Consider the following 9129-nt stretch of genomic DNA (forward strand, 5'->3'; position numbering starts at 1 on the left):
GTCTCCCTGAATACGTCTTCTTTCTGCATATGCAGGGCGCCAAGACTATTTATATCAAAAAACCTCTTGTAGTTTATCTCCTCGGCGGCGACGCGCCAGTGGGAAAAGCGGTATATCTGCTCTCTCAAAAGGTTATCGAGAAGGTCAAAACTTTTCGGTTCCCCCTTGACGCCGTTGAATGTCCTCACATTTGCGTCGATAAAATCCCTGATCTCATCACACTCCACGTAAAGCTGCCGGAGGCGCTTTTTAATGATCTCCTTTTCCCTGCGCCTCTCCTGAACCTTTTCCGGATGGCTTTCAGTATAGGAAGGGAGGTGGTTAAGCGCAGTAATAATACTCAGCAGTTCTGTAAAATAGGGATTGTTTTCATGAAGTGCATGTCGCAGCGTATCAATGCTGTGATTGAGGATGTGGGTATAGGTTTTCGGCATCACCGGGAATTTAAAGTTATAGTAATGTATGAAAAAAGAACCTTCCGAAAACGCCACAGTCAGCTCCTGGTTTTCCAGGACCCTTCCATATTGCTCCCCGAGAAAAGGGAGAAGGACTTTGTTGGTAAGCTCTTTCTTCACAGGGTTCCAGTCGATGTCAAAAAAATGCGAATATGGCGAACTCGGCCCGTTTTCCAGGACGTCAGTCCACCAGGCGTTCTCGAAGCTTGCTATGCACATGTGGTTAGGGACAATATCGAGGACCTGCCCCATGTCCCTGTTCTTAAGTTCTGCGATGAGTTCCGCATACTCCCCCTCAGTACCGACCTCAGGGTTGAGAACATGCGGGTCAACGACGTCGTATCCGTGGAGACTCTCCTTCGATGCCTTTAAGTACGGAGAGGAGTATATATCGCTGATCCCCAGATCGTAGAGGTACTGTACGATCTTTACGGCGTCGTTGAATGTAAACGAGGTATTAAACTGTAATCGATATGTGGATACGGGAATTCTCGGAATAAGTAATTTCTCTTTCTTCATTTTAACTCTCAGAACCCGCGACAACATTAAAATATATCAGCTCGCCCAGTTGTCTGAAGTGCTCTATCCAGACCTCCGCCTCTTTATCGCCATTCGCTGCTCTCGCGGAAAACTCCTCGAACGATCCCTTTGCGATCTTGTAATATATATTCTGTATTGTCCAGTAATCTATGTCAACGGGGATCGACCTCAAAAGCTCTATGATACTCTGAATCCTCGAAAGGAGAGGGAGATTCGCGGGGTCATTGAAAAGTTCCATCATAAAGCCTTCGAGCCTGTGTCTCACGATAAATTCAGCATCAGTAAGATCAAGAGATACCTTCCATTTTTTTATCTCCTCTATTGTTGTTCCTATCCGCTCGAGATCGATATCGTCTTTTTGGAACTCTCTCTTAATAGATGAAAGAAGGGCGTGCTCTGCAACTGTTATAAAGGCGTTCGGGACGGGCAACCCGGTTTCCTGTAAAAAATTCATCAGTATGCGGTCACTATCAAAGATCTTCTGATAGATCTTCTCATAATTTTCGATCGTTTCGCGCAATATCACCCGCAGCACCTCCCTCTGTTTATCCAGGAAGAGGTGTGCAAGAGAATAATTGTGCATTCCGAAGTGGGTGTCCATGAGGTGAATAATGTTTGCAACGTCGCCCTGTTCAAAGGCGCTCGTGATGTCATGTTTCATCGTACCGTACTGTTGATCGCCAAGAAACGATCTTACACCTCCATGGAAGATATGGCCTCCGAGGTACAGTACGCAGTAACTGATATCCTCTGCGTCACCTGTTATCTTTGAGGCAACAATTATTTTTCCGATGTCGAGCTTTTTCTCGCCGGAACGGATTGACTTCCGGTCCATCCTTCGTACAGCATAGCTGAACACATCGGCATCCTCCGGATATTCCTCGATCACCGAGCTTACCGCGTAGTGAACCGCTACTTTCTTCAGATCAACCATAGCAGGTTTAACAAATTTTTCATACAGTATGGCTCCGTTGCCATGTTCCTGGACGTTGCTTTCTGCTTTTGCCAGTTTTTCCAGAAAAGCGGATTCTATATTGCCCTCAGACAGTTCCATGGCAAGCTGTATTGCCCTGGCGGCATACTTGAGTATCTGTATCGTTTCAATCCCCGAAAGCTCGTCAAAGAACCAGCCGCAGCTTGTGTACATGAGCATGGCGTGTCTCTGCATTTCGAGCAGCTTAAGAATGATTATTTCATCGTCATGTCTTAAATCCCCTATCTTATGCCTTTGAATAAATTCATCAAAACGGTTGCGGGAGCGATCAAGGATTATTTCGATATAATCATTTCTCGCCTGCCATGGATCCTTCAGGTATTTTCCCGCGTTCTTTTCATAGATCACGAAAAGATTATCTCTCAACCAGTCAAGGGCCTCTCGCAATGGCGCCCTCCATGACTGATTCCATCCGGGGTACCCGCCCGAGTTACATCCGCAATCACTCCTCCATCGCTCTATACCATGGTAGCAGCTCCATGAGGTATTTTCAAAGATCTGTACCTCGTGGGAAGGTGGATGCTTTGCAAGATATTCCCCGTAGTTTGTAAGTTGTGCAAGCCCTTTATGCTCTATGAAATCGAGAGCATACGCGAGGGCCATCTCGCCGAACCTGTGATGATGTCCGTAGGTTTCACCGTCTGTGGCGATGTTGAGGAGCTGCGGCCATTGCCTCATATCGGAAAAGCCGGTGAGCAGGCGCTTTGCAAAATCCTCCCCTCTCTCAAGCAATTTTTCGAAAGCAACCGCACTGGATATTGGTCCATCATAGAAAAATATATTGATCTTGCGGCCTGAAGCAAGCCTCAGGAGATATGCCCTCGTTGGGTCGATCCGCGCATTACTGACATCCTTCCATCTGCCCGTTCCTATCTTTCGCACCCTGAAAGCCTGGCGGGGAGCAAGAATGACAAAGAGTATCCCAAGTTCCGCGAGTATATCCAATGTCTCCAGGTCGACCGCCGTCTCCGGCAGCCACATGCCCTCGGGAAGCCGCCTGAACCTGTATTCAAAATCTTTTATGCCCCAGATTGCCTGTGTTCTTTTGTCCCGCTCATGAGCCAGGGGCATTATGATGTGATTATATGACTGGGCAATAGCATTTCCGTGACCTGACCTTTTTTTAAGACTTTCCTTATCCGATTCGAGTATCGCCCTATATACCTCGGGTGAGTTTTGGTCCATCCACGACAGAATCGTGGGACCGAAGTTAAAACTTATTTTGGAATAATTACTTACTATCTCTATGATACGTTTGTCACCGTCGAGGATGCGGGATGCGGAATTTGGCGCATAACTCTCGGCATTTATTCTCGCGTTCCAATCGTGGTATGGATAGGCGGAATCCTGTACTTCAATGGCTTCAAGCCATGGATTTTCCCGTGGAGGCTGGTAGAAATGACCGTGAATACATATGTATCGGTCCATGATCTTCTCCTTTTTTATGTTCTTCGGTAGATGACCGCACTCCATGGATGCAGTGAGACGGGGGTCCTGCCATGACGAGACGTTATAGCATGATCCGCTATCTCCTGATCCGTACCTCCCCACTCTGCAGAGGAAGAGTCGAGCGTCTTTCTCCACGTGCCCTTTTTGATTGCAGGTGAAACAGATACCGCCCTATCATTGAAATTATAAAAACAGAGTATCTCTTCGTCCTTATACCATCTTCGCACGAAAAGGACCTTATTTTCCGTAAACCCCTTTACCTCCATCTCTTTTTTTGAAAGATTTTTCAAGGCAGGGATGGTCTTCCGCAGGTTGATCAGGTGTTTGTAAAATTCATAAAGTATCTTGTGCGTTCCCCGTGAATGGAGATCGACGTTCAACCTGGAGACAAGAAAGGTGCTTTCGGCCTGGGGGTCAGCCATCGGGCCATCCCATCCGAAGGAAGAAAATTCCTCCCTCCTTCCCCTTTTTACTGCTTCGATGAGAGCCGTATCTGAATGGCTTACAAAATAATTGAAGGGTGCTGTTTCTCCATACTCTTCCCCCATAAACAGAAGAGGAATAAAGGGGGACAAGATTACTGCCGAAGCAATAAGCTTGAGCTTTTCCAGCGTATGTTTCAGACTGAGCCTGTCACCGTGCTTTCGGTTACCAACCTGATCGTGGTTCTGAGAAAATACTACAAACTGTTCAGCGGGCCTTTTTCGCGACGAGCTCCCATGCCTCCGCTTTCTGTAGGCGGAGTACTCACCGGAATAAACAAACCCCTCGCGGTATGCCTTGATCAGGTGAGATGGTTTCCCGAAATCCTGGTAATATCCATCTGATTCACCTGTTGTGAGCGTGTGCAGAGCGTGATGAAAGTCGTCGTTCCACAGGGCATTAATACCGTACCCGCCATTTTTTTGCGGTTGTATGACCCTTGCATCGTTGAGATCGCTCTCTGTAATAACATAAACATTTCTTTCCAGTTTTTGCGAAAGTTCATGAACTGATTCCGCGAGTTCCCGCAAAAAATGTTTTGCGCTGAAATCGAAAATCCCGTGTATTGCGTCGATCCTGAGGGCGTCGATATGATATCGTGAGATCCAGTGCAGCGCATTGCCGATGAAATAATACCGCACTTCATCGCTGTATGGTCCGTCAAAGTTTATCGCGTCTCCCCAGGGTGTCCTGTATCGGTTGGTGAAATATGGCCCAAAATCGCCGAGATAATTTCCCTCAGGCCCCAGATGGTTGTAAACAACGTCAAGGATGACAGCAATACCCGCCTTATGGCATTCGTTGACAAACAGTTTAAGACCATCGGGCCCACCGTAAGAATTCTGTGGCGCAAAAGGATATGTCCCGTCATATCCCCAGTTCCTTTCACCGGGAAATTGCGCAACCGGCATCAGTTCTATCGCAGTGATGCCGAGATCCGTCAGATAGGGCAGCCGGGGGATTATCGCTTCGAAGGTACCGTCGTGCGTGAAGGTGCCGACGTGCAGTTCGTATATTAAGTAATCCGTGAGTGGTATACCCTTCCAGTGAGAGTCCTCCCAGGCGAATGACCCGTGGTCAACTACCTGGGATGGGCCATGGACACCTTGCGGTTGAAAATGAGACACTGGATCGGGCCTGTCGAGTTCATCGTTGAGTCTATAAAAATAGAGCGTCCCGGGGAATGTATCTTCCGCAAGTGCATTCCAGTATCCTTTTGAATCTTTTTCCATCGGTATTAATCGTACCCCGGTACCGGCTATCTTTACGGAGACCTCATGCGCAAAAGGGGCCCAGACAGTAAAGCCGCTTTTACCTTGCCCATGGTAATGAGAACCGATCATGTTATGGCGCCATAGGATCTCTTCACTTAAATCTTGTTTTTACGTTATCCAATGTAACCTTTAGATCTTCCCAGACCTTTTCAATACCAGCCGCGATATCTTCCCACGCCCCTCCGCCTTTATTCTTCAGTTCCTCTAACCTTTTTGCGGCTGTCTCCTTTTTTTGATTCAGTGTCTCGATCTGCTTGGCATACTCGATCCTGGTATCGGCTTTAACCTTTTCTGTTTTCGCAATAAGCGCGTCGATCTGAGAGTTCCATTCCTTCAATTGCGCTGCGAGCTTCTCGATGTAAATTTCCCTTTTATCCATCTGTCACCTCCTGATCATTAATTGGTTATAACATTATACATGAAAGCGTAACGGAAAAACAAATCCCATAGCCGTAGCGTAAGGGACAGTGAATAGTATATAGTATATCGTATATAGCGAACCGGTTTCTTTTGCCTCTTGCTATCTACTATCTACCATTCACTATTCACTGGTTTTATTGCTATCGACTGCCTCTATACTATCGACTATTCACTGCCTTTATGCTATTCACTGCCTCTACGCGGTTTTAAGGTTTTTAATAGTAGATCCATCCTGGAAGGACAGGACATTGAAGTCCGTTTTAGCGGCCATGGGGTATACAATACAGTTTGTGCCTATCTTTGCTTCATCGGGGATCTCTGCCCATTTTCCGATGAGGGTTATGCCGGAATTGAGCTGTTCCGGGAATTCAGTATTCACATTTTCAGGATTGCCGATACCGAGGGCGCAATTCCTGCCGATCACCACGCGCTTATCAATGATACAACGGTTAACGGAGGCGCCCGATTTTATAACGGTATCGTGCATTATGACGGAGTCTTTGATAAATGCACCTTTTTCCACGATCACGCCCGGAGAGAGTGCCGAATGCTGGACCCGACCCCTGATAACACAACCTGGTGAAACGGCAGAATTTAATACTTCGGCCTCAGCAGTAATACGGATAGGTGGACGGTCGTAAGAGGGGCCTTCAGAGATAATATTTGTCTTTGTTCTCCATGCTTCAGGATTAAGGTGCGATCGTGAATCCAGGAGGTCCATATTGGCATCCCAGTAAGCCTGGATGGTGCCCACGTCCTTCCAGTAACCTTTGAAAGGGTATGCATATACATTCCCTTCACGCATGGCCTTCGGGATGATGTGATGTCCGAAATCCGCCTTGCTTGTTTTTTTCAGCATTGCAACAAGATAGTCTTTATCGAAGACGTATATCCCCATGGATGCAAGGGTTGATCGTGCCTGCTTTGGTTTTTCCTCCCAGTTGATAATCCTGTGTTTGCCGTCAATAATACCGATGCCGAAATTGTGGGTTTCTTCCTTCGGGACCTGGATCATGCCTATTGTTACCTTTGCGTTATGATCGCGATGGAATTCGACCAGAGGGCTGTAGTCCATTGCGTAGATGTGATCGCCGGAGAGGATCAGCACATTGCTGTAATCCCTGGCGGAGGTGATAAAATCAAGGTTCTGCCTCACGGCATCTGCCGTTCCTTTATACCAATCCCAGTCTTGTTCACCCGTCTTGGGCGGCAGGATCTTTATACTCCTCGTACGGCCTGACAGATCCCACGCAGAACCGTCACCTATATGATCCATCAGGGAAAGGGGCTTGTATTGCGTAAGAACGGCGACCCTGGTGAGACCTGAATTCGCTATATTGCTCAATGTAAAGTCGATAATCCGGTATATGCCTCCAAAGGGAACTGCTGGTTTTGCCCTGAGGCGTACCAGGATATTTAACCTGCTGCCGACACCGCCGGCCAGAAGAATAGTAAGGGTTTTCCTCATTGTATGATGTCCCCCGGTTTATAGTGACCCCCGGTGAAATGCCCGGGGCCGAGGTTTGGGAACACCGTTACACCGTGAGATATCGCAATATCTTCCGGTATGTCCGTACCGCGTCCGATAATGCAGAGTTTACCGGCATGGGTGTCACCTACGCTCACGTTTCTTCCTGTACGGACCTCATCGTCGGCGATTGTCCTCATGATTTTAGCGTTCCTTCCTATCTTTGTGTCGAAAAAAAGTATTGAATCTTTCACCACCGCACCATCATCGATCTCAACGCCGGGGAAAAGTATTGAGTTTATTACCGTACCCTTTATACGGCACCCTGAGTAAAGGAGTGAGTTTTTTATTATTGCAGAGGACCCTATGAATGCAGGCTGCCTGTCCTGAATGTCCCGGTGGGCCAGGTTTGTAACCACGGCCCAGGAATCTATAGCTAACTTCGGGTTGTTCCCCAGCAGGTCCATGCTCGTCTCCCAGTATTCCTGGGGTGTGCGTGTATATCCCCAATACCCGGAATGCTTGAAGCCGTAAACCTTATACTGCTTCAGAAGGGCAGGAATAATGTCTCTGCCGAATTCGTGAGAGCTTGCCCGTGAGTTTACTTCGAGGGCCTCAATGAGGATCTCGGGCCTGAAAACATATATGGTAAGGGATGCCCAGTCAAAGGCAGGCTGGTCGGGTTTTTCTACATATTTCAGCAGCCTTCCGCCGCGGGCGTCTTCTTCCTGAATCAAGCCGAGGCCAAACCGGTGGGCGCCTTCGCGGGGGACCTTCGTGAAGGCTACGGTGAGATCGGCTCTTTTTTCGCGGTGAAATTCAATTATATCCCGGTAGTCCATCCTGTATACGTGGTCTCCGGATAGTATGAGAATAAGATCAGGTTTATTGCGCCTTATAAAATCGAGGTTCTGGTAAACGGCATCAGCAGTCCCCTTATACCAATCAGACTCGCCCATCCCTGTGAAAGGGGGCAGGATTGTTGCAAAGCGTTTTCTCCCCACCATGCCCCAGGGTGCTCCGTTTGAAATGTGCTCCATCAGATGAAACGGTCTGTATTGGGAGAGAATCCCCACGCGTCCTATGCCGGAACGCATGAGATTGCTCATGGGAAAGTCAATAATCCGGTAAAGCCCGCCAAAAGGTAAGATGGACTTGGGCCTGAAAAAGGTGAGCACACCTAGATCATCTACCCTGCCGCCGGCCAAAATCAGTGCCAATATGTCTTTCATGGTTATAAACCCTTATGTCCCGTTACCGTATCCATACATAGTCCTTGCGGATCCACCCGGTCTCGTTATCACCATCGATTATCTTGAGCCATGCCCCCTTCTTCTTGAGTATCCTGGCAGAATAATATTTTTCCATGGGTTTCCCGAACCGTTTCCCATACTGTACGCCTGGACCTGTCCGTACGTTCACTCCCTCTGTGTTTACAACAGCACAACGGTATTTGCTTGTTAAAAGATTCCTGTATATCCAGAGGACCGTACTGTCCACGTCCTTAACCGCATACCAGTTGCCTGACAGGGACATGCCTACCTTTTCAAAGGGCATATATTTGTACACCGTCCAGCCTACCTCATAGTTTGTACCCGGACCTGTCCGGAGATTTGCTTTTGTTACTTTTACACAGAGCGCATCAAGGGTGCTGCTGCACAATATGAATGCGAAGAATACACCAATAAGAATACGGCTTATTTTCATGATGCCCTCCTTTAAGATATTGTTCAGTACCACGCGCGCTTCAAAGTTCTATGATACTTTTATCCTTGTTTTCCATTGCATACCACACAGAAAGGTAATCCCGTGCTTGCCTTGTGATAAGGAAGTTTTTCCTTACAAATTCCCTGGCCCTTTCCCCCATCGTCTTAGCCATTTCGGGCGTGTTGAGCAATTGCCTGATCCTGAAGGCAGTCCCTTCAATGGAGTGGACGAGAAACCCTGTCACGCCGTGGGCGATCTGCAGCGGGATGCCCCCCACGGCCCCGCCGATCACCGGTTTGCCCTTCCACATGGCCTCTGCCACGGTGAGACCAAACCCTT

8 protein-coding genes are annotated in these 9129 nt (G+C 47.9%); all 8 read right to left on the reverse strand.

Features of this window, described 5'->3' with window-relative positions:
- On the reverse strand, positions 1-974 hold a 974-nt coding region (locus tag PHU49_10760), incomplete at its 3' end, for an alpha-amylase family glycosyl hydrolase (protein MDD5244483.1).
- Position 975: 1 nt separating this feature from the next.
- Entirely contained in the window at positions 976-3417 is a 2442-nt protein-coding gene (locus PHU49_10765) for a DUF3536 domain-containing protein (protein ID MDD5244484.1), read from the reverse strand.
- 14 nt (positions 3418-3431) lie between these two features.
- Positions 3432-5264 (reverse strand): malto-oligosyltrehalose trehalohydrolase, encoded by a 1833-nt coding sequence (gene treZ / locus PHU49_10770; protein MDD5244485.1) that lies wholly within the window; start codon positions 5262-5264, stop codon positions 3432-3434.
- 22 nt (positions 5265-5286) lie between these two features.
- On the reverse strand, positions 5287-5574 hold the full coding sequence (locus PHU49_10775; GenBank protein MDD5244486.1) for a hypothetical protein: 288 nt from the start codon (positions 5572-5574) through the stop codon (positions 5287-5289).
- Between the two features lie 237 nt (positions 5575-5811).
- A complete protein-coding gene (locus tag PHU49_10780; protein MDD5244487.1) occupies positions 5812-7083 on the reverse strand; it encodes a sugar phosphate nucleotidyltransferase in 1272 nt (423 codons plus the stop codon).
- Positions 7080-8315, reverse strand: a complete 1236-nt coding sequence (locus PHU49_10785) for a glucose-1-phosphate adenylyltransferase (GenBank protein ID MDD5244488.1) — start codon at positions 8313-8315, stop codon at positions 7080-7082. Before PHU49_10785 ends, PHU49_10780 begins: the two co-directional genes overlap by 4 nt.
- Positions 8316-8337: 22 nt before the next feature.
- Positions 8338-8790, reverse strand: a complete 453-nt coding sequence (locus tag PHU49_10790) for an SH3 domain-containing protein (protein ID MDD5244489.1) — start codon at positions 8788-8790, stop codon at positions 8338-8340.
- 40 nt (positions 8791-8830) lie between these two features.
- Positions 8831-9129, reverse strand: a 299-nt coding sequence (locus PHU49_10795; protein MDD5244490.1) for a glycosyltransferase, incomplete at its 5' end; no start/stop codon positions are given.

The organism is Syntrophorhabdaceae bacterium, from assembly GCA_028713955.1.
Lineage (GTDB): Bacteria > Desulfobacterota > Syntrophorhabdia > Syntrophorhabdales > Syntrophorhabdaceae > UBA5609.

Excerpts from the sequence above, each read along its gene's own strand:
- treZ (MDD5244485.1), bottom strand. The coding sequence starts at position 5,264 with ATGATCGGTTCTCATTACCATGGGCAAGGTAAAAGCGGCTTTACTGTC.
- PHU49_10765 (MDD5244484.1), bottom strand. The coding sequence starts at position 3,417 with ATGGACCGATACATATGTATTCACGGTCATTTCTACCAGCCTCCACGG.
- PHU49_10775 (MDD5244486.1), bottom strand. The coding sequence starts at position 5,574 with ATGGATAAAAGGGAAATTTACATCGAGAAGCTCGCAGCGCAATTGAAG.
- PHU49_10785 (MDD5244488.1), bottom strand. The coding sequence starts at position 8,315 with ATGAAAGACATATTGGCACTGATTTTGGCCGGCGGCAGGGTAGATGAT.
- PHU49_10790 (MDD5244489.1), bottom strand. The coding sequence starts at position 8,790 with ATGAAAATAAGCCGTATTCTTATTGGTGTATTCTTCGCATTCATATTG.
- PHU49_10780 (MDD5244487.1), bottom strand. The coding sequence starts at position 7,083 with ATGAGGAAAACCCTTACTATTCTTCTGGCCGGCGGTGTCGGCAGCAGG.